Source organism: Mesorhizobium sp. KR1-2 (genome assembly GCF_040045035.1).
In the GTDB taxonomy this organism is placed as follows: domain Bacteria; phylum Pseudomonadota; class Alphaproteobacteria; order Rhizobiales; family Rhizobiaceae; genus Pseudaminobacter.
On sequence record NZ_JBDZDS010000001.1, the window covers coordinates 711,121 to 730,482 of the forward strand.

Annotated in this window: 23 protein-coding genes; 12 read left to right on the forward strand and 11 right to left on the reverse strand. The window is 63.9% G+C overall.

Annotated elements, in window-relative coordinates:
* Window positions 1-27 precede the first annotated feature (27 nt).
* Complete coding sequence (locus ABLE85_RS03400) at window positions 28-696, reverse strand: outer membrane protein (RefSeq protein WP_348791259.1); 669 nt, start codon at window positions 694-696, stop codon at window positions 28-30.
* A 402-nt stretch (window positions 697-1,098) separates the two neighbouring features.
* On the opposite strand from ABLE85_RS03400, the gene ABLE85_RS03405 reads away from it, so the two are divergent.
* From ABLE85_RS03405 to ABLE85_RS03430, 6 genes are all read left to right on the forward strand, one after another.
* A complete protein-coding gene (locus ABLE85_RS03405) occupies window positions 1,099-1,863 on the forward strand; it encodes an SDR family oxidoreductase (RefSeq protein WP_348791260.1) in 765 nt (254 codons plus the stop codon).
* Window positions 1,860-3,941: an excinuclease ABC subunit UvrC gene (gene uvrC, locus ABLE85_RS03410; RefSeq protein ID WP_348791261.1), complete on the forward strand. Its 2,082-nt coding sequence runs from the start codon at window positions 1,860-1,862 to the stop codon at window positions 3,939-3,941. Before ABLE85_RS03405 ends, uvrC begins: the two co-directional genes overlap by 4 nt.
* Window positions 3,942-4,056: 115 nt before the next feature.
* Window positions 4,057-4,647, forward strand: a complete 591-nt coding sequence (pgsA, locus tag ABLE85_RS03415; RefSeq protein WP_348791262.1) for a CDP-diacylglycerol--glycerol-3-phosphate 3-phosphatidyltransferase — start codon at window positions 4,057-4,059, stop codon at window positions 4,645-4,647.
* Complete coding sequence (moaD, locus tag ABLE85_RS03420) at window positions 4,644-4,910, forward strand: molybdopterin converting factor subunit 1 (protein WP_348791263.1); 267 nt, start codon at window positions 4,644-4,646, stop codon at window positions 4,908-4,910. The genes pgsA and moaD overlap by 4 nt, the downstream gene beginning before the upstream one ends.
* Window positions 4,911-4,914: 4 nt before the next feature.
* On the forward strand, window positions 4,915-5,385 hold the full coding sequence (locus ABLE85_RS03425; protein WP_348791264.1) for a molybdenum cofactor biosynthesis protein MoaE: 471 nt from the start codon (window positions 4,915-4,917) through the stop codon (window positions 5,383-5,385).
* Window positions 5,386-5,489: 104 nt separating this feature from the next.
* Window positions 5,490-5,936, forward strand: a complete 447-nt coding sequence (locus ABLE85_RS03430) for a YbaY family lipoprotein (protein ID WP_348791265.1) — start codon at window positions 5,490-5,492, stop codon at window positions 5,934-5,936.
* A gap of 102 nt (window positions 5,937-6,038) precedes the next feature.
* Here the strand turns inward: ABLE85_RS03430 and ndk are convergent, their stop codons facing one another.
* Both ndk and ABLE85_RS03440 read right to left on the reverse strand, forming a co-directional pair.
* Window positions 6,039-6,461, reverse strand: a complete 423-nt coding sequence (gene ndk, locus ABLE85_RS03435) for a nucleoside-diphosphate kinase (RefSeq protein WP_280819521.1) — start codon at window positions 6,459-6,461, stop codon at window positions 6,039-6,041.
* A 182-nt stretch (window positions 6,462-6,643) separates the two neighbouring features.
* Entirely contained in the window at window positions 6,644-7,342 is a 699-nt protein-coding gene (locus ABLE85_RS03440; RefSeq protein ID WP_348791266.1) for a glutathione S-transferase family protein, read from the reverse strand.
* A 70-nt stretch (window positions 7,343-7,412) separates the two neighbouring features.
* On the opposite strand from ABLE85_RS03440, the gene ABLE85_RS03445 reads away from it, so the two are divergent.
* Complete coding sequence (locus tag ABLE85_RS03445; RefSeq protein WP_348791267.1) at window positions 7,413-7,925, forward strand: DinB family protein; 513 nt, start codon at window positions 7,413-7,415, stop codon at window positions 7,923-7,925.
* Between the two features lie 93 nt (window positions 7,926-8,018).
* Window positions 8,019-9,896 (forward strand): ABC-F family ATP-binding cassette domain-containing protein, encoded by a 1,878-nt coding sequence (locus ABLE85_RS03450; RefSeq protein WP_348791268.1) that lies wholly within the window; start codon window positions 8,019-8,021, stop codon window positions 9,894-9,896.
* 123 nt (window positions 9,897-10,019) lie between these two features.
* Here the strand turns inward: ABLE85_RS03450 and ABLE85_RS03455 are convergent, their stop codons facing one another.
* The 3 genes from ABLE85_RS03455 to ABLE85_RS03465 all read right to left on the reverse strand — a co-directional run bounded on the left by ABLE85_RS03455 (window position 10,020) and on the right by ABLE85_RS03465 (window position 11,322).
* Window positions 10,020-10,439 (reverse strand): GFA family protein, encoded by a 420-nt coding sequence (locus ABLE85_RS03455; RefSeq protein ID WP_348791269.1) that lies wholly within the window; start codon window positions 10,437-10,439, stop codon window positions 10,020-10,022.
* Window positions 10,440-10,531: 92 nt separating this feature from the next.
* Window positions 10,532-10,996 (reverse strand): SRPBCC domain-containing protein, encoded by a 465-nt coding sequence (locus tag ABLE85_RS03460; RefSeq protein ID WP_348791270.1) that lies wholly within the window; start codon window positions 10,994-10,996, stop codon window positions 10,532-10,534.
* Complete coding sequence (locus ABLE85_RS03465) at window positions 10,993-11,322, reverse strand: metalloregulator ArsR/SmtB family transcription factor (RefSeq protein ID WP_348791271.1); 330 nt, start codon at window positions 11,320-11,322, stop codon at window positions 10,993-10,995. The genes ABLE85_RS03460 and ABLE85_RS03465 overlap by 4 nt, the downstream gene beginning before the upstream one ends.
* A gap of 121 nt (window positions 11,323-11,443) precedes the next feature.
* Between ABLE85_RS03465 and ABLE85_RS03470 the strand changes: the two genes are divergently transcribed.
* On the forward strand, window positions 11,444-13,549 hold the full coding sequence (locus ABLE85_RS03470) for a molybdopterin oxidoreductase family protein (RefSeq protein WP_348791272.1): 2,106 nt from the start codon (window positions 11,444-11,446) through the stop codon (window positions 13,547-13,549).
* 5 nt (window positions 13,550-13,554) lie between these two features.
* Here ABLE85_RS03470 and ABLE85_RS03475 read toward each other — a convergent pair whose 3' ends face one another.
* From ABLE85_RS03475 to purM, 5 genes are all read right to left on the reverse strand, one after another.
* Entirely contained in the window at window positions 13,555-13,842 is a 288-nt protein-coding gene (locus ABLE85_RS03475; RefSeq protein WP_348791273.1) for a type II toxin-antitoxin system RelE/ParE family toxin, read from the reverse strand.
* On the reverse strand, window positions 13,835-14,116 hold the full coding sequence (locus ABLE85_RS03480; RefSeq protein WP_348791274.1) for a type II toxin-antitoxin system ParD family antitoxin: 282 nt from the start codon (window positions 14,114-14,116) through the stop codon (window positions 13,835-13,837). The genes ABLE85_RS03475 and ABLE85_RS03480 overlap by 8 nt, the downstream gene beginning before the upstream one ends.
* 94 nt (window positions 14,117-14,210) lie before the next feature.
* The gene (locus tag ABLE85_RS03485) at window positions 14,211-14,738 is read right to left on the reverse strand and encodes a histidine phosphatase family protein (protein ID WP_348791275.1); all 528 of its coding nucleotides are present in this window, start codon (window positions 14,736-14,738) and stop codon (window positions 14,211-14,213) included.
* A gap of 47 nt (window positions 14,739-14,785) precedes the next feature.
* Window positions 14,786-15,493, reverse strand: a complete 708-nt coding sequence (gene purN / locus ABLE85_RS03490) for a phosphoribosylglycinamide formyltransferase (protein ID WP_348791276.1) — start codon at window positions 15,491-15,493, stop codon at window positions 14,786-14,788.
* Window positions 15,490-16,554: a phosphoribosylformylglycinamidine cyclo-ligase gene (gene purM / locus ABLE85_RS03495; RefSeq protein ID WP_348791277.1), complete on the reverse strand. Its 1,065-nt coding sequence runs from the start codon at window positions 16,552-16,554 to the stop codon at window positions 15,490-15,492. The genes purN and purM overlap by 4 nt, the downstream gene beginning before the upstream one ends.
* A 230-nt stretch (window positions 16,555-16,784) precedes the next feature.
* Between purM and ABLE85_RS03500 the strand changes: the two genes are divergently transcribed.
* Genes ABLE85_RS03500 through hdaA form a run of 3 tightly spaced genes read left to right on the forward strand, consistent with a single transcriptional unit; the run spans window position 16,785 to window position 19,203 of the window.
* Complete coding sequence (locus ABLE85_RS03500) at window positions 16,785-17,342, forward strand: CDP-alcohol phosphatidyltransferase family protein (RefSeq protein WP_348791278.1); 558 nt, start codon at window positions 16,785-16,787, stop codon at window positions 17,340-17,342.
* A complete protein-coding gene (locus tag ABLE85_RS03505; RefSeq protein ID WP_348791279.1) occupies window positions 17,314-18,489 on the forward strand; it encodes an AI-2E family transporter in 1,176 nt (391 codons plus the stop codon). Before ABLE85_RS03500 ends, ABLE85_RS03505 begins: the two co-directional genes overlap by 29 nt.
* A 12-nt stretch (window positions 18,490-18,501) precedes the next feature.
* A complete protein-coding gene (gene hdaA, locus ABLE85_RS03510; RefSeq protein WP_348791280.1) occupies window positions 18,502-19,203 on the forward strand; it encodes a DnaA regulatory inactivator HdaA in 702 nt (233 codons plus the stop codon).
* Window positions 19,204-19,362 lie beyond the last annotated feature (159 nt).

Consider the following 19,362-nt stretch of genomic DNA (forward strand, 5'->3'; position numbering starts at 1 on the left):
GCTTCTCGCCCGTGAAGGCGAGCGTTCTTAGAACTTCATACCGATGCCGAACTGGATGCGGTGGTCGCGAGCGCTGACGTCGCGGTCGCCAGCGCCGGTGTCGAAGGTCTTGTTGCCGTAGTCCGAGTAACGGTACTCGACGCGGCCGAACACCTGGTCGGTGAGCTTGACTTCGGTACCCACGCCGGCCGTCCAGCCGAGCATGGTCTTCTTGTCGGAGACATCGCCTTCGGTCAGCTTCACGCTCTGCGCTGCACCACCGGCGGTGATGTAGGGCAGGATGTCCGGGCTGACGGCGTAGCCGAGGCGGCCACGGAGCGAGCCGTTGAAACCGCCCTTCACTTCGACGTTGGAATTGTCGCCCTTCAGGCCGCCATAGCCAACGTCACCCTCGACGCCGGCCACGAAGTTGTCCATCTGGAAGTTGTAGCCTGCAAAGCCACCGCCGACGAAGCCATCGGTGTTGATGGTGTTGTCGGCGTTCTTGTCCTTGACCCGGCCGGAGAAACCGTAGCCGAGCGCGACACCGGCGTACGGGCCGGACCAGGTGTTGAGCGGGGGCTCCACCATCGGCGCAGTGGGTAACGGTGGCTCTTCCATGACCACGTCGGCCGCATTGGCGGGGATCACGCCGGCAAGGGCGATGAGCCCGAAGGCAGCCGCCAGAGGCCGCGCGAATTTCAATTTGGCTTCCATTCTTCTACTCTCCTTAGCCACAGCACTTTAGTCTTCTGTGGGAGACGCTTCGGCAGGTCTGGGAGAACGCTGTCGGCGTCTGACAGGGGCCAATGTCGGGTCGAATTGCGGCCGCAGCGTACCTGAAATAGGGTCTTTAGCTGGCGCCAATGAGGCTGAAAGGTGGCGTTGCGCCTGCGCAACACCGTTGTCAGCAGACTGCGTGCCAAGTGGCAAAAAGTAACTTGGTTCAATGGCTTGTGGCCCCTATATTGAATCAGATCATGAACGTGTGGCGTTGTTCGAGGCGATTTTGGGGGCCTCTTGCCACATTGCCGTCAAATGAGCGAACGGGCGTTCACGTATCGGGCGCCCAATTCTCCCGAAATCCGGATGCGCACCTAAGAGCTAGGGGGTGGACAAATGAAGCAAGTCGGCAAAACGGCCCTGGTCACGGGCGGCAGCAAGCGCATCGGCAAGGCGATCGTGGAGGATCTGGCCGCCCACGGATTCGCGGTCGCCATTCATAGCAACCGGTCCCGCGTCGAGGCCGACGAACTGGCCGCGACCGTGGCGGCAAGTGGCGGCGAGGCTGCCGTGGTCACGGCCGACCTGACCGACATGCGCGCCGTGGACGGGCTGGTGCGCCGCGCTGCCGCCGCGCTCGGGCCGATCTCGCTTCTGGTCAACAATGCTTCGATCTTCGAACCCGACGAGGTCACCGATTTCGACTGGGCGGCCTGGGATCGGCATTTCGCTGTCCACGTGAAGGCGCCCGTGCTTCTGGCCAGACGCTTCGCCGAGGCGTTGCCGCCGGACGCCGAGGGGCTGGTGGTCAACATGATCGACCAGCGTGTGCTGAAGCCCACTCCGCGCTACTTCTCCTATTCGCTGTCGAAGTCGGCTTTGTGGGATGCAACCCGGACGATGGCGCAGGCGCTTGCGCCCCGCGTCCGCGTCAACGCCATCGGTCCCGGGCCGACATTGCCGAGCAGCAGGCAACAGCAGGCGGACTTCGACGCCCAGGTCGAGGGACTAATCCTCAAGCGCGGCCCTTCGCTTTTGGAATTCGGCGCCACGATTCGCTATCTATGGGAGGCGCGCTCCGTCACCGGACAGATGATCGCGCTGGACGGCGGCCAGCATCTTGCATGGCAGACGCCGGATGTGACAGGCATGGTGGAATGAACCCCGCGAATCCGAACCTCAAATCGCTTCACCGTCCACGGGCGGGCAGGGCCAGCGACGACGTCGCCGGCTACATGCCCGGCCATGAAATCGAGGAGGAGGACGTTCCGGAGGCCGAGACGGCCTCGACTGCTCCCGATCCGTCCTTCACGGCCATCGACTGGACGGCCAATGGCGACGATACGGAGGGCAAGGTAGGGGCGGAGGTCATCCAGGAGCTGGTCAAGCGCCTACCCAACGCGCCGGGCGTCTATCGCATGATGAATGCAGTCGGGGACGTGCTCTATGTCGGCAAGGCGCGCAATCTGAAGAAGCGCGTCACCCAGTATGCGCAAGGGCGCTTCCACACCAACCGCATCGGCCGCATGGTGCGCGAGACGGCGACGATGGAATTCGTCGTCACCCGCACCGAGATCGAGGCGCTGCTGCTCGAGGCAAACCTCATCAAGCGCCTGCGGCCGCGCTTCAATGTGCTTCTGCGCGACGACAAGTCGTTTCCCTACATCATGCTGACCGGCGATCATCCGTCGCCTGGCATCTTCAAGCATCGCGGCGCGCGCTCGCGCAAGGGCGACTATTTCGGTCCCTTCGCGTCCGCCGACGCAGTCGACCGGACCATCAACTCGCTGCAGCGCGCCTTCCTGCTGCGCACCTGCACGGATTCGGTATTCGAGACCCGCACGCGTCCCTGCCTGCTCTACCAGATCAAGCGCTGCTCGGGTCCCTGCACGGGCGAGATTTCGGCCGAGGACTATGCCGAGCTGGTGTCGGAGGCGAAGGATTTTCTCTCCGGCCGCAGCCAGAAGGTGAAGACCGAAATCTCGTCGGCCATGCAGGAAGCAGCCGAGGAGCTCGATTTCGAGCGCGCCGCCATCTATCGCGACCGCTTGGCGGCACTATCGCATGTGCAGAGCCACCAGGGCATCAACCCGCAGTCGACCGAGGAGGCGGACGTGTTCGCCATCCACCAGGAGGGTGGGCAGGTCTGCATCCAGGTGTTCTTCTTCCGCACCGGCCAGAACTGGGGCAACCGTGCCTATTTCCCCAAGGCCGACCCTGCGATGGAGGCACAGGAGGTACTGGGCTCGTTCCTTGCTCAGTTCTACGACGACAAGCCATGCCCGCGGCTGTTGCTGCTCTCACATGAGGTGGAGGAGCAGGAACTGCTGACGCAGGCGCTCGCGACACGCGCTGGCCACAAGGTGACCATCACTGTGCCGCAACGCGGTGAGAAGAAGGACCTCGTGGATCACGCAGTGCAGAACGCGCGCGAGGCGCTGGGACGGCGGCTGGCCGAGACCTCGACGCAGGCCCGGCTTCTGGCCGGCATGGCCGAGACCTTCGGGCTGGAGAAGACGCCCGTTCGCATCGAGGTCTACGACAACTCGCACATCATGGGCACCAACGCAGTCGGAGCCATGATCGTCGCGGGGCCGGAAGGATTCGTGAAGAACCAGTACCGCAAGTTCAACATCCGCTCCACCGACATCACCCCCGGCGACGACTTCGGCATGATGCGCGAGGTGATGACGCGGCGCTTCTCGCGCCTGCTGAAGGAGCATGGAGATGTTGCGGATGGGGCAGGCGAGGGCAATGCGGACGACGTGTCGAACGGAGCGTTCCCGGCGTGGCCGGACGTGATCCTGATCGACGGCGGACAGGGGCAGATGACGGCCGTGCGGCAGATCCTGGCCGACCTGGGCGTCGAGGACCGGGTGGTGGCGATTGGTGTGGCCAAGGGCGTCGACCGCGATGCAGGCCGCGAGCGCTTCTTCGTCCGAGGGCGCGAATCCTTCACGCTTCCAGTGCGCGATCCCGTGCTTTATTTCGTGCAGCGACTGCGCGACGAGGCGCACCGCTTCGCGATCGGTTCGCACCGCGCGCGCCGCAAGAAGGAAATGACCCGCAATCCGCTCGACGAGATCAGCGGCATCGGGCCGGGGCGCAAGCGCGCGCTGCTCTTGCACTTCGGCACCGCCAAGGCGGTCAGCCGCGCGGCGATCGAGGATCTGGTGGCAGTGGACGGCATTTCGGAGTCCATCGCGCGGATTGTTTACAACCACTTCCACGATGGTTGAACGTTTGCGCGATTAATGCGCTATTAGAAGCAGCGCCGGTGAGCGCGTCCCCCTTGGTTGACCCCCTATGCAGGTATCTGATGTGACTACGAAGGTTGAAAGAAGCGGGAATAAGATGGGGAAGCATGCGTTCAACCTTCCCAACATCCTGACCTATGGCCGCATCCTCGCGGTGCCGCTGATCGTGCTGTGCTTTTTCCTGGAAGGCCGGCTGCGCTCCAGCGATTTTGCCCGCTACTCGGCGTTGGCGCTCTTTCTGGCGGCGAGCATCACCGACTATTTCGACGGCTATCTGGCGCGCGCCTGGCAGCAGACCTCCAATATCGGCCGCATGCTGGACCCCATTGCCGACAAGCTCCTGGTTTCCACCTGCCTGCTGCTTCTGGCTGCCGACACGGATCGCACCATCGCAGGCTGGACCCTCTGGGCGGCCATCATCATCCTGTGCCGTGAGATCCTGGTTTCGGGCTTGCGCGAATATCTCGCGGCGCTGAAGGTCAGCGTGCCGGTGACGCAGCTTGCCAAATGGAAGACGGCGATCCAGATGATCGCCATCGCCTTCCTGATTCTGGGGCCCGCAGGCGACAAGATCGTACCCTACTGGACCCAGGTCGGCATCACGCTGCTCTGGATTTCCGCGATCGTCACGCTCTATACCGGCTACGACTATTTTCGCGCCGGCCTGAAGCATATTATCGACGAATGACACAGCACCTGACCAAACTCGTCTACTTCGCCTGGGTCCGCGAGCGGATCGGCCGGCCGGAGGAGGACGTGGCGCTGCCCGCCGAGGTGGAGACGGTGGGCGACCTGCTGCTATGGCTGAAGGGGCGCGGCGAAGAGTATGAGAACGCCCTGCAATATCCGGACGTGATCCGCGTGGCCATTAACCACGAGCATGTCGACCATCGGGAAAAGATCGCGAGTGCGCGCGAGATCGCGCTGTTCCCGCCCATGACCGGAGGCTGAGCCCATGCCTGCCGAGGTGAAGCCGCAGGTGCGTATCCAGCGCGAGGATTTCGACGTCGAGGCCGAGATTTCCCGGCTGACCCATGGGCGCGCAGACATTGGTGCGGTGGTGACCTTCAGCGGTCTTTGCCGCGACGAGGCCGGACGGCTCGCCGCGCTGGAACTCGAGCACTACCCCGGCATGGCCGAGGCAGAAATTTCCCGCATCGCCGCCGAGGCGGTGGCGCGCTGGCCGCTCCAGGGGCTCACCGCTGTCCACCGCTACGGCAGGATCGCACCGGGCGAAAACATCGTGCTGGTGGTAGCCGCTTCGGTGCACCGGCAGGCGGCATTCGAAGCTGCGAATTTCCTGATGGACTATCTGAAGTCCCGTGCGCCTTTCTGGAAGAAAGAGCATCACGCTGACGGCTCCACTGGTGGATGGGTCGAAGCCAAGGAAGCGGACGAAGAGGCGGTGGAACGCTGGCGTCGCTGAGGCGAACCTCCGACCAATTCCGCGGCCGGACAATTGTCGCCGCTCGGACATGGAACGACCGCATTCCTTTGCGCAACTATCCGTCGGAAACGAGGAGTGGGGCCATGCTGGACAGGCTTGCCGAGTTCTTCATCTTCGGATTTGTACCGCTGATAGCCGGTGCCCTAGTCATGCCGACACAATCGATGGCCGAAGACAAGGTCGTCACCGGGCAGGTGCTCTACCGCGAGCCGATAACGTTGCCGCCGAATGCGGTTCTGACGGTGCAACTGATCGAAGAGTCCCCCGCCGGTGAGCCTACCGCGATCATCGGGCAGCAGGTCGTCCCGAATCCGGGGCCGGCGCCGATAAGGTTCGAGGTACATTTCGACCCGCTCGCCATTCGGCCGGAAGCCACCTACGTGCTGGAAGCCAACATCAGCGTTGGCCATGCGCTGTGGTTCGAGAACGACAGTCGCTACGAGCTCGACCCGCTGACCGCGGGGCCCCAGACCCTGGTGCTTGAAATGCTGAAAAAGTCGGGCGACGAGAACGCTTCAAAAAGCCGGTGACCGTGCGGCCGCCATTTGAGAGCGGCTAAGAAAAAAGCCGGGGCTTTCGCTCCGGCTTTTCAATGAAATCAGCCATTTGCGGCCGAGATCGGAATCAAGGTGTTAGCCGACGATCTCGGTGTCGGAGAACCAGTACTTGATCTCCTGAGCGGCGGTCTCGGCAGCGTCCGAGCCGTGCACCGAGTTCTCGCCGATCGACAGGGCGTGAACCTTGCGGATGGTGCCTTCATCGGCGCTGGCCGGGTTGGTGGCGCCCATCACTTCGCGGTTCTTGGCAATCGCGTTCTCGCCTTCGAGAACCTGAACGATCGTCGGGCCCGAGGACATGGACTCGACCAGTTCGCCGAAGAAGGGGCGTTCCTTGTGGACGGCGTAGAAGCCCTCGGCCTCGCGGCGGCTCATCCAGACGCGGCGGGACGCAACGACGCGCAGGCCGGCATCCTCGAGCATCTTGGTGATGGCGCCGGTGAGGTTGCGGCGCGTGGCATCCGGCTTGATCATCGAAAACGTGCGTTCGATCGCCATGGTATTTCCTTCTGCAGATGGGGTGGAGATGGTGGCGGACCCTATACAGGGCGCCTGCCGTATTGCCAAGTGGCAGGTATCGGAGCGCGCACGGAAACCAGAGTCTGGTGCGTTCAGCGCGTGCATTTTTCGGCGGATGGCGGCCGATCTGAAGCCGAACGGCCACACCGAATGCGGCCAGGTCAGGCGGCCGCTGCCGCCGTCACTTTGCGTGCCAGTCCGCCATGCAGGTCGAGGCAGCGCTCGAACCACTCCGCGACGGGATCGTCAGCTACGAGATAGGGGTAGGGCGATGTCACGCGCACCCACTGGAACGCGCCGAAGACGATGTAGTCCGCAAACAGCGGCCCCTTGCCGCCGATGAAGGGCTGGTAGCCCAGCATGCTGCGCAGCGGCTCCAGCGAGGTGCGGAAGGCCGCAAGCCCCGTGTCGCGGTTCGCCGGCACCTCTTCCAGCTTCTTGCCGAAGCGCGCCTCGCGGCTCTCGCGGAAATAGGGGAGGTTGTCGTTGTCCTGGCAGGCGTAGATGTCCATCAGCGCGGCGGCGCCGAGATAGGGATGGATGGTCAGCTGCGACCAGCGTTCGACAAAGCGGGCCATGGCCTTGCCGCCTTCGCCGCCGAACAGGGTTGGCCGGTCCGGATAGGCTTCGTCAAGATAAAGCGCGATCTGGAAGGAATCCGCCATCACCGCCTCGCCATCGCGGATCACCGGCACCGTCTTGGAGACGCCGCCCTCGACATTGGGCACCTCGACGAAGGTCGTCGGCACGCTGTGGAAGTCGAGCCCCTTGTGGGCCAGCGACATCGCCGTCTTCCAGCAATGCGGGCCGTAGGGACGCGTCGGATCGCGACCGACGAGATCGTAGAGAAGAATGGTCATTGCACTTCAATTCCCAACAGGTAGGTAGGTATGAGCCATATTCCGTCGTTCATGCCCTGAAGGGAAGTCCATGAAACAGCATTTCATGATGTTTGCGGCCTACAATGCTTGGGCCAACCAGCGCATCTACGATGCCGCAGCCAACCTGACTGAGGAGGAGTTGCACCGCGACACGGGCGCCTTCTTCAAGTCGCTGATGGGCACGCTCAATCACGTTCTCGTCGCCGACCGGATCTGGATGAAGCGCTTTACCGGCGAGGGCGACGCCCCTTCGCAGCTCGACGCCATGCTGTACCAGAACTTTGAAAAGCTTCGCGCGGCGCGCGAGGCGGAGGACGCACGGATCTTGGCCTGGATCGATGGCCTCAGCGCCCAGGCGGTGACCGGCCGCTTCAGCTACATGACGGTCACTGACATGCGCACGATCTCGCAGCGGCTGGCGCCGGCGTTGGCCCACTTCTTCAATCACCAGACCCATCACCGCGGCCAGGCGCATATGGGCTTGACGGTGCTCGGCCAGCCTTCGGTCCAGCTCGATCTGGTCGCTTTCCAGCGCACCGAAGAAGGGCGCGCCTTCGCCTGAAGGCGGTTCAAACCCGGCCGCTCTGGCCTTTGGCGCGGCCTTGCCGGCGCCGTGGGCCTTGCGATCCGCAAGAGTCCGGTGCAAAAGCCCGCAATGCTTATCATCAACGATCTTTCCATCCGCGTTGCCGGCCGCCTGCTTCTCGACCATGCCTCGCTCACGCTGCCGGCGGGAACGAAGGCGGGCCTCGTCGGCCGCAACGGCACGGGCAAGACCACGCTGTTTCGGGCGATCACCGCCGACCAGCCGACGGAGACCGGCTCGATCAGCCTGCCGAAGAACCTGCGCATAGGCCAGGTGGCGCAGGAAGCGCCGGGCACCGAGGAGCCGCTGATCGAAATCGTGCTGAAGGCCGATCTCGAGCGCGCGGCGCTTATGGAAGAGGAAAAGACGGCGACGGACCCACACCGCATCGCCGAAATCCATGTACGTCTCGCAGACATCGACGCCCATTCGGCCGAGGCGCGCGCGGCGACCATTCTGGCCGGCCTCGGCTTCGACGAGGCGGCGCAGAAGCGGCCGGCATCGTCCTTCTCGGGCGGCTGGCGCATGCGCGTGGCACTCGCCGCGGTGCTGTTCTCGCAGCCGGATCTTCTACTGCTCGACGAGCCGACCAACTATCTCGATCTCGAAGGCACGCTGTGGCTTGAGAACTATGTGTCGAAATATCCGCACACGGTTCTGCTCATCAGCCACGACCGCGACCTGCTCAACCGTGCGGTCAACTCGATCGTCTATCTCGATCAGAAGAAGCTGACTTTTTGGCGCGGCGGCTACGACCAGTTCGAGCGCCAACTGGCCGAGCAGCGCGAGCTGCAGGAAAAGGGCCGCGTCAAGCAGGAAGCGCAACGCAAGCACTTGCAGTCCTTCGTCGACCGCTTTCGCGCCAAGGCCACCAAGGCCCGCCAGGCGCAGTCGCGCATCAAGGCGCTGGAGCGCATGAAGCCGATCGCGGCCGTGGTCGAGGACCATGTCCGGCCCTTCAGCTTTCCCGAGCCGCAGAAGACGGTGGCCTCGCCCATCGTTGCGCTGGAGGGGGTCGATGTCGGCTATGCGCCGGGAAGCCCGATCCTGCGCAAGCTTTCGCTGCGCATCGACAGCGACGACCGCATCGCGCTTCTGGGCGCCAACGGCAACGGCAAGTCCACCTTCGCCAAGCTGCTGTCCGGCCGCCTGAAAGGTGAGACGGGCACCGTGACGGTCGCGCCCGGCCTGAAGGTGTCGATCTTCGCCCAGCACCAGCTCGACGATCTCAGGCCGGAGGAAAACGCATACGAGCATGTGCGCCGGCTGATGCCGGAAGCGCCGGAATCGAAGGTGAGGGCGCGCGTCGCCCAATTCGGCCTTTCGACCGAGAAGATGAACACGCCCGCCAAGGACCTGTCCGGCGGCGAAAAGGCGCGGCTGTTGATGGGCCTTGCGGCCTTCGACGGGCCGAACCTGTTTATCCTCGACGAGCCGACCAACCACCTCGACATCGACAGCCGCGAGGCGTTGATGATGGCGCTGAACGATTTTCCGGGCGCGGTGATCATCATCAGCCACGACCGGCATTTGCTGGAGGCGACCGCCGACCGGCTGTGGCTGGTCAGGGACGGCACGGTAAAACCCTATGACGGCGACCTGGAAGACTATCGCACGATGGTCACCGGGGTGTCCGTCGATCGCCGCGAAAAACGCGAGGCGAAAGAGTCCTCCAAGGCCGACCGTCGCCGCGAGGCGGCAGCGCGCCGCGCAGCGATGGAGCCCGTGGCCAAGGAAATCCGCGCCACCGAGGCGCTGATGGACCGAATTCGCAAGCGCATCGACGCGATCGAGGACCAGCTTGCCAACCCGACGCTCTACGACAAGGACCCGAGCGCGGCCACCCAGCTTGCCAAGGAGCGCGCGCAGCTCTCTTCCTCGCTGTCCATGCACGAGGACAAGTGGCTGGAACTGTCGACGGAGTATGAGGAAGGGATGGCGGAGTAGTCGCCTGGAGCGGGATGACGACTCCTAGAATCGTCATCTCGCTCTAAGTCATTGTTTTTGAGGCATGATCCCGAAAAGTCAGCAACTTTTCGCTGACGCGGACCTTCGGTTCGGGGTGATGCTCTATCCCGCCGATGGCGGCATGCGGGCGAAAGCCGGCAGCGCCGGGTCGATCTTGTCCCAATCTTGCGCCGCCTCGGACCAGGTCACCATCTGCGGCCGATAGCGCTCCGGCTCGTCCAGCGTGCCGGCCTTGACCACGAAGATCTCCGGCACGTCGGGAAATAGCATGTAGACCGGCGTGCCGCAGGTCTGGCAGAAGGCGCGGCGCTTCACCATGCCCTGGTCGCCGGTTAAGTCGAAGCTCTTGGCTTCGCCATGTACCGTGGCGGCTTTGCGCGGAAATGTAAGGTAGGAGCCATGCCCGGTGCCGCTGTCCTTCTGGCACTGCCGGCAGTGGCAGTTATTGGTCACGATGGGCTCGGCCGTCACCTCGTAGCGGATTTCGCCGCAGGCGCAGCCGCCTGTATATGCTTTCGTCATGTCCGTTTCTCTTCCGGTTAGGGCAGGGGGCAAACCGTCCCTTGCCGGGCAGCTTCCGCCGCCCGTTGACAGTCGTCCTGCCGATTTGCTGATCAGTTCAGTTCGTTTGCTATGGCGCCCAGCCTCGGCACCACCTTATTCCACCCGCCGCTCATGTTGCGGTAGGCGGTCTCGTTGCGCGGCATCTCGAAGCCGGCATGGATGAGCGTCACGCGCGTTCCAGCCTCGGTGGATTCGAGCGCCCAGGTCACAACCGTTTCGAGCCACGAGCCGTAGCCGGCATTGCTCTCGTGCCCGCCCTTCCAGGAATAGGCGAAACGCCGATTTGGCACCGCCTCCAGCACCTCGCAGTGAATGGTGCCGTCCCACTGGCCGGCCGGCGTGGTGCGGAAAGTGAAGCGGTTGCCCACCACGGGCTCGAAGCCGACGGGTTCCATCAGCCAGCGGGCTATGAGTGCGCCGCTGGTCAAGGCTTTCCAGATCGTCTCCGGCGCGTGCGGAAACACCTCTTCCACCACGATGTCTTGCGTGTCGGACTTGTGGCTCATGTCGTTCATGGGTCGATTTCCTTGAGCAGGGTTCTCAGATCGGTGAAGCGGTTGCGCCAGAAGACGCCGTAATGGCTCATCCAGTCGAACAAGGGCGCCAGGCCTTCGGGCTCCGCGCGATAGTAAACGTTGCGGCCTTCGGGGCGTTCGGCCACCAGCCCGGCCTGTTTGAGTGATTTCAGATGCTGCGAGATCGCGCCCTGCGTCACGCCGCTGCCGCGAGTGAGTTCGGCGACGGTGATTTCATCGGCGGACACGATCCGCTCGAACACTGCACGCCGCGTCGGGTCGGCCAGCGCGCGCATGACGGTCGTAATGGGTGCGGTCTCGATCATGAGAAAACAATTAGTGGATACTTATTGATTAGTCAAGACTAATCGGTTTGGGCGATCTGCTGTCTGCCGAAGCCGATGGCTGGCTCTATTCCGCGCCGGTAAATGGGGTTAAACAGGCGGCATGAACCAGCACGCCTCTATACGCATTGGCCACTCGGCCTGTCCGCATGATTGCCCGTCCACCTGCGCGCTCAATGTCGAGCTTCTCGACGACAATCGCATCGGACGCATCCATGGCGCCAAGGACAACAGCTATACGGCCGGCGTGATCTGCGCGAAGGTCGCGCGCTATGCAGACCGCGTGCATCATCCCGACCGGTTGATGAAGCCGCTGGTGCGCGCCGGCGCCAAGGGCGAGGGCAAGTGGAAGGAAGCGAGCTGGGAAGCCGCGCTCGATCTCGTCGCTGAAAAGTTCATTGCGGCGGAAGCAAAATACGGCTCGGAGACGGTCTGGCCCTATTTCTACGCCGGCACGATGGGGCTGGTGCAGCGCGACGGCATCGAACGCCTGCGCCATGCCAAAAAGTATTCCGGCTTCTTCGGCTCGATCTGCACCAATCTGGCCTGGACCGGCTATGTGATGGGCACCGGAGCCCTGCGCGGCTCCGACCCGCGCGAGATCGCCAAGTCGGACTGCGTGGTGATCTGGGGCACCAATGCGGTGGTCACGCAGGTCAATGTCATGACCCACGCGGTGAAGGCCCGCAAGGAACGCGGCGCCAAGATCGTCGTCATCGACATCTACGAAAACGCCACCATGAAGCAGGCCGATATGGGCCTGGTGCTGAAGCCCGGCACCGACGGTGCGCTGGCTTGCGCGGTGATGCATGTTCTGTTCCGCGACGGGCTCGCCGATCGCGACTATCTCGAAAAATACACCGACGATCCGAAAGGGCTGGAAGCGCATCTTCAGACGCGCACGCCCGAATGGGCGGCTGCGATCACCGGGCTTTCGGTCGAGGAGATAGAGACTTTTGCCCGGCTGATCGGCACGACGAAGAAGACCTTCTTCCGCCTCGGCTACGGCTTTTCGCGGCAGCGCAACGGCTCAGTCAACATGCACGCGGTGGCGTCCATCCCGGCGGTCACCGGCGCCTGGCAATATGAGGGCGGCGGCGCCTTCCACTCCAATTCGGGCATCTACAAGCTCAATGCCGAGCTTCTGGAAGGCACGAAGATGCGCGACCCGAATGTTCGCCATCTCGACCATTCGCGCATCGGGCCGGTGCTGACCGGAGCGGAGGATGCGCTCTACAGCGGCCCGCCGGTGACGGCGATGCTGATCCAGAACACCAATCCGGCGAATGTCGCGCCCGAACAGCGGCTGGTGGTGCAGGGTTTCCTGCGCGACGACCTGTTCACTTGCGTGCACGAGCAGTTCATGACCGACACGGCGAGGCTCGCCGACGTCGTGCTGCCGGCAACCATGTTCCTCGAGCATGACGACATCTACAAGGGCGGCGGCAACCAGCACATCACGCTGGGGCCCAAGCTGATCGATGCGCCGGAAGGGCCGCGCACCAACCACTATGTCATCGAGGAACTGGCCAAGCGGCTGGGCGTGGCGCACCTGCCGGGCTTCGGCCTGACCGAGCGCCAGCACATCGACCATATGCTTTCCAAGCGCGGGCTGGGCGACTTCGACAGCCTCAAGGACAGCCGGTGGGTCGACATGCAGCCAGAATTCGAGGACGCGCATTTCCTGAAAGGATTTGGGCATTCCGATGGAAAATTCCGCTTCAAGCCGCAATGGAATGGCGGCATCGCGCCCAACAAGCCGCCCAAGAGCATGGGCATATTCGGCCCGGTGAACCAGCTTCCCGAATTCCCGGACCATGTCGAGCTGATCGAGGTGGCGGATGCCGAGCATCCGTTCCGCCTGGCGACTTCGCCGGCGCGCAATTTCCTCAACTCCACCTTCGCCGAGACGCCTGTGTCGCGCGAGAAGGAGGGCAGGCCGGAACTGCTGATCCATCCCGAGGACGCTGCGGCGCTTGGCGTGGCGACCGGCGACCGCGTTGAAGTGGGCAACCATCGCGGCGAGGTGGTGCTCCACGCGCGGCTGTTCGACGGGATCAAGCGCGGCGTGGTGATCGCCGAAGGCGTCTGGCCGAACCATGCGCATGAGCGCGGCGAGGGCATCAATGTGCTGACCGGCTCGGACGCGCCGGCGCCTTATGGTGGTGCTGCCGTGCACGACAACAAGGTCTGGGTGCGGGCGGCCTAGATAGCTTACAGCAGCGTCGTCAGGTCGCGGGCGCCGTGAACGACGCGGACGATCTCTATCAAGCCACCGATGTGCCGGTAGAGCACCAGGTAGTTTCCGAGGCTCAGCGAACGCGCGCCTTCCCCGATGTCCGGCCTTTCGGGTCCGAGATCCGGGAAGGCTGCGAGTTGTTCGATGCGGGATGCGAATGTGTCGAGCAGGCGGTCGGCCGCAGCGGGGCTGTCGAGCGCGATAGTGCACCAGATTTCGATGAGATCGTCTTCAGCGGCGGGGCTTCGGACGATATCAGCCATTGTCGTCCGAGGTGCTATCTAAACGGGCTCGTGCTCGCCGCTTGATCTCCTCGATGTCGAACGGCTCGGGTTTGCCGCTGGCAAGACCTTCCTTCCAGGCCTTTTGCAAGCGCTTCACCTCGGCTTGTCGCAGCGGTTGGCGCAGCTTCCAATCGCGCAGAGCTTCGCGAATGACCTCGCTTGCGGAAGCGTATTCGCCGGTCGCAACGGCCTGCTGGACCGTTTCGAGCAGTTCCGAAGAAAGGGCGACGCTGATCTTTTCGACCTTGGACATCTCAAGTTCCTCCCCGTTAAGGTAGTAAGAATTGCTACCGGTGGCAAGGTCGGGGCGCTCCGCATCTTCACCCAGCGAGCCTGCGGATCGTTCATCAATGGTCCTCGGCGAAGTCCTTGAGGCGCAGGCAGTGGGTGAGGCGGGCCATGCCGAAGCCCAGCTTCTTCCAAGGCCCTTCCAGTTCCAGCCGGGCGAGGCCGCAGGTCGGGAACTTGTTGTGCAAGCGCTCCAGCGCTTCGCCGTCGGAGCCTTCGCCGGCAAGACGCAGGATAAAATCCTGCAGCCCCGGGTTATGGCCAAGCATCAGCAAGGAGTTGACGGATTCCGGCGTCCCGTGCAGTTCCGCAAGCAATTGGCCGGGCGCGGCTTCGTAGAGGGCGTCGCGGAAGGTCGGCTTGGGCGCATGCTTCATTTCGGCGGCGGCAAGCTGCCATGTCTCGCGCGTCCGCGCTGCCGGCGACACCAGCGCCATCTTTGGACGCCAGCCATTCTTCCGAATTGCCCGGCCGATGCGCGGAGCATCGCGGCGTCCGCGCGGAGCGAGCGGTCGGTCGATGTCGGCTTGGGCGGGATCGTCCCAACTCGACTTGGCGTGGCGCAGGAGAAGCAGTTCCTTGGTCATGGACGGCTCCAGCCCCAGGCGACCCCACGGAAACTTAGGGTGTGATGCTAAGGTGTGAAGCGTGCCAGCGCTTCGAGGTCGACAGGATCGTTCGACGGGCCGGGCGAGGTGATCAATCCGTTGTGACCGGGCGCTTCAAAGTCTTCGAACACGGTCCTGCCGCCCTCCATGCGGGCCTTGCCCTCGGCAACCAGCCGCAGCGCCATGGGATAGAGCGCATGCTCGGCTTTCAGCACGCGGGCGGAGAGCGCCTGTTCATCGTCGGCGACCAGCACCGGCACGGCGGACTGTGCGATGATGGGACCTTCATCCATCGCGGTCGTCACGAAATGCACCGTGCAGCCGTGAATGCGAAGGCCTGTCTCCAGCGCTCGGCGGTGGGTATCCAGGCCCTTGAGCGAGGGCAGGAGGGCAGGGTGGATGTTGATCATCCGGCCCTGCCATTTCTCGACGAGGCCGGTGGTCAGGAGGCGCATGTAGCCGGCCAGGCATACGATCTCGGCGTCGAACTCGGCGATCGCTGCGTCGATCGCGGCATCGTGTGCCGCCTTGTCGGGGAAGTCGCCGCGCGAGACGACGCGCGTGGCGATGCCTTTGGCCGCCGCCAGCTGCAGGCCACCTGCCTCGGCCTTGTCCGAGATCACGCCGACGATCTCGGCAGGGAAGGCACTGTCGTCGGCTGCCTCGATCAGCGCGGTCATGTTCGACCCGCGCCCGGAGATCAGGATGACGGTGCGCTTCCGAGGCTGTGTCATAGCGCGATGGTCCCGCGATATATGACGCCGGTGTCGCGGCGCGGCACGATGCGCCCGATGGGCTCGACCTTCTCGCCGGCTTCCTGGAGCACCGCAGCCACCTGCGCTGCCTGGCCGGAGGCCACGACCATGATCATGCCGATGCCGCAGTTGAACGTGCGCATCATTTCGTTGGCCTCGACGCCCCCCGTCTTGGCCAGCCACGAGAAGACCGGCGGCACCTCAATGGCGTCGAGGTCCAGCTCGGCCGAGAAATCGGCCGGCAGTACGCGGGGGATGTTTTCGGGGAAGCCGCCGCCGGTGATGTGGGCCAGCGCCTTGATGCCGTGCGTGCCGCGGATCGCGCGCAGCACCGACTTCACATAGATGCGCGTCGGCTCGAGCAGCGCCTCGGCAAGCGTCTGGTCGTCGGCGAACGGAGCGGGATCGTGCCAGCCAAGCCCGCTTGCCGCCACGATGCGGCGCACCAGCGAGAAGCCGTTGGAGTGCAGGCCCGACGACGACAGGCCGAGCAGCACGTCGCCCTCCACGATATCGTCGGTGGGGAGGAGCTGGCCGCGCTCTGCAGCCCCCACCGCAAAGCCGGCGAGGTCATAGTCCTTGTCCTGATACATGCCCGGCATTTCCGCCGTCTCGCCGCCGATCAGCGCGCAGCCGGCCTGCCGGCAGCCCTCGGCGATACCGCTGACGATTGCCGCGCCCTGGTCGGGGTCGAGCTTGCCTGTGGCGAAGTAGTCGAGGAAGAAAAGCGGCTCCGCGCCCTGCACGACCAGGTCGTTGACGCACATGGCGACCAGGTCGACGCCGATGGTGTCGTGCTTGCCGGCCTCGATGGCGATCTTCAGCTTGGTGCCGACGCCGTCATTGGCGGCGACCAGGACGGGGTCGGAAAAGCCGGCGGCCTTCAGGTCGAACAGGCCGCCGAAGCCGCCGATCTCGCCGTCCGCGCCCGGTCTCCGGGTCGAGCGCACCAGCGGCTTTATCTTCTCGACCATCAGGTTTCCGGCGTCGATGTCGACGCCTGCTTGCGCATAGGTGAGCCCGTTCTTCTGCTCGCTCATGGCGGTTCCTCTGGAATAATGCGGATCAGGTCGGCGAGCCCGCGCGACCTCCATGACATGATATAGCGCGGCTCTTCGCATGAACGGCACCGGCTCGCAAGGACGGCCGCAAGACAGCCACGCATTTGCGGCATAAAAAGGTGGTGAGCATCGCACCCGCTCGTGGCATCTTGCAGGCAATGGCGGTCTCGACCATTTATCGGGATCGAAGCGAGGGAGACAACGACGTCGTGACGATACCCAACATGATCACGATTCTGCGGTTCCTGCTGGTGCCGGGCGTGGTTTATGCCCTGCTCACCGGACGCACCGACTGGGCTTTTGCGGGTTTCGTCACCGCCGGCGTGTCCGACGCTGTCGATGGCTTCGTGGCGCGTCACTACAATCAGCGTTCCCGGCTCGGCGCCTATCTGGATCCCATGGCCGACAAGCTGCTTCTGGTTAGCGTCTTCGTCATGCTGGGCTACATGAATGAGTTGCCGCTGTGGCTCGTCGTCGCCGTGGTCTCGCGCGATGCGCTGATTGTCTGCGCGGTGGTGCTGTCGACGGTCATGGGCAACCCGGTGGCAATGAAGCCGCTGATGGTGTCCAAGGCCAATACCGCCGTACAGATCGTGCTCGCCGCCTTCGTGCTCGCCGAGCTCGCCTTCGAGACGCAGTATGGTTCCATCCGGCTCGCCCTTATATTGCTGTCCGGGCTCTTGACCGTCACTTCAGCTGCAGCCTATCTCGTGGGCTGGCTGAGGCATATGAACGGCTATGGCGAAGGCGAAGCTCCAAACAGTTGAGACAACGCAGGAAGAGGTGGCGGCAGCGTTCCGCCGGCAGATCCGATTCTGGATCATCGCCGCGTTCGTACTCGCGCTGTTCATCTACCTTTTCAGCGGCATTCTGCTGCCCTTCGTGGCGGGCATGGTGCTGGCCTATTTCCTCGATCCCGTCGCCGACCGGCTGCAACGGCTTGGCCTTTCGCGGATCATGGCGACGACCCTGATCCTAATCGCCTTCGTCATCGTCCTGGTGCTGGCGCTCGTCATCCTGATCCCGGTGCTGGCTTCGCAGCTGACCGACTTCATCGCCAAGCTGCCCGAGTACCTGACCCAGCTGCAGGGGCTGATCACCAGCTACGATCCGCAATGGATCGAGCAGCGCTTCGGCGTCGACCCCAACAGCCTGCGCGAAGGGCTGAAGTCGCTGCTGACGACGGGCTTCGGTTTCCTGGCGACGGTGCTCCAGTCGATCTGGAGCTCCGGCGTGGCGCTGTTTTCCATCGCCAGCCTATTCGTGGTCACGCCGGTCGTGGCCTTCTACATGCTGCTCGATTGGGATCGCATGATCGCCAAGGTCGACAGCTGGATTCCGCGCGATCATGTCGACACGGTCCGCCAGCTCGCCACCGAGATCAACACCGCGACCGCCGGATTCGTGCGTGGGCAGGGTACGCTGTGCCTCGTGCTGGGCCTTATGTATGCCGCTGGCCTGACGCTGACCGGGTTGAAGTTCGGCGTGCTGATCGGTCTCTTTGCCGGCCTGATCAGCTTCATTCCCTATGTCGGCTCGCTGGTGGGCCTGGTCCTGTCGGTGGGGCTCGCCTTCGTCCAGTTCTGGCCGGACTGGCTCATGGTCGTGGCGGTCGCGTGCGTCTTCTTCGTCGGCCAGTTCATCGAGGGCAACATTCTGCAACCGCGCCTGGTCGGCAAGAGCGTCGGGCTGCACCCGGTCTGGCTGATGTTTGCGCTGTTTGCCTTCGGCGCGCTGTTCGGTTTCGTGGGTCTGCTGATCGCGGTGCCGGCTGCTGCGGCGATCGCGGTGCTGGTGCGCTTCGCCATTTCACGCTATCTGGAATCGCCGCTCTACAAGGGGCATGATGACGAGGTGGTGCAAACCAAGCCGGCCCGCCCCGCCAAGAGCACCGACAGAACGACCAATTCGTGATTTCGCAAGACTATGACTGAACTGGAAAAGCCGCGCCAGCTGCCGCTCGATCTCGGCCATAGGACGGGTTATTCCCGCGACGATCTCGTCGTGTCGCAAGCCAATGCCCAGGCCGTGGTGCTGGTGGACCGTTGGCCCGACTGGCCGGCGCCTGTGGTGGTGCTTGCCGGGCCGACCGGCTCGGGCAAGTCGCATCTGGCTGCGATCTGGCGCGAGATGTCGGATGCCCTGTCTCTCAACGCGTCGAGCATCGAGGAAAATATCGCGGCGCTCGATGGCACGCGGCCCGTGCTGATCGACGACGCCGATGCAGGTGTGCTCGACCAGCAGGGCCTGTTCCATCTCATCAACCAGATCCGGGGCGGAGGCGCGACCTTGATGCTCACGGCACGGCGCTTCCCTGGGGCCTGGGGCGTGACCTTGCCGGACCTTGCTTCGCGGCTCAAGGCAGCGGCGACCGTCGAGATCGAGGAGCCCGACGACCTGCTTCTGGCCGGGGTTATCACGAAGCTCTTCGCCGACCGCCAGATCGAGGTCGATCCGGCCGTGGTGCAATATCTCGTCCGCCGCATCGAGCGGTCGCTGTCGACGGCCATCCACGTCGTCGATCGGCTTGACAGAGCCGCGCTCGAACAGAAGACGCGCATTACCCGTGCGCTCGCCGCCGAAACCATCAATGCCGCCGACGAAGGGCAGCCAGAACTCGATATGTGACCAGCCTGGCCGCCCGACAAAGCACGCGTGCGATGCCGTCGCTGAGCGGATGTGCCCGTGTAACCCGGGCGAGCGGTGAAATGAGAACTACCAGGCAGGTCGAGTAGTAGCTGGACCAAACTAAGCCTTCCCAATCGGCTAGACGCTCAATCGTGAATC